Source organism: Saccharothrix sp. ST-888 (genome assembly GCF_000955975.1).
In the GTDB taxonomy this organism is placed as follows: Bacteria; Actinomycetota; Actinomycetes; order Streptomycetales; family Streptomycetaceae; genus Kitasatospora.
This window is the reverse complement of record NZ_JYJF01000813.1, coordinates 1-322: the sequence shown is the minus strand read 5'-3', so window position 1 is coordinate 322 and position 322 is coordinate 1. Positions and strand designations below refer to the sequence as shown.

General features: G+C 75.8%; 1 pseudogene. It reads right to left on the bottom strand.

The features are described from left to right. Window positions 1-157: 157 nt before the first annotated feature. Window positions 158-322 (bottom strand): annotated as a pseudogene (locus UK12_RS34675) (transcriptional regulator); the annotation flags it as partial.

Sequence of the window (322 nt, the reverse complement as noted above, 5' to 3'; positions counted from 1 at the left end):
GCTGGGGCGTGCTCAGCCCGGACGCGCCGCGCGCGGTCCGCGAGGACGCCACCGTCTGCTCCGCGGTCGGTTGTGCAGAAACGTCACGGCGGGGTCCGTGGACCTCGCCCTGACCTCTTTCAACCGCCCCCGCGCTCGGCCCGTACCCGACCGTCCGGGCGCCCGGGGGCCCGCCGGGCAGCAGCTCCTGCACCGGGACGCCGTAGAACGCGGCCAGCTCGGCGCGGCGCTTTACCGGCACCGAACGGTCGCCGCGCTCGTACGGGCCGACCACGACCGCCTTCCAGCGCCCTGGGACTTCTCCTCGACGCCGTGCAGGGAG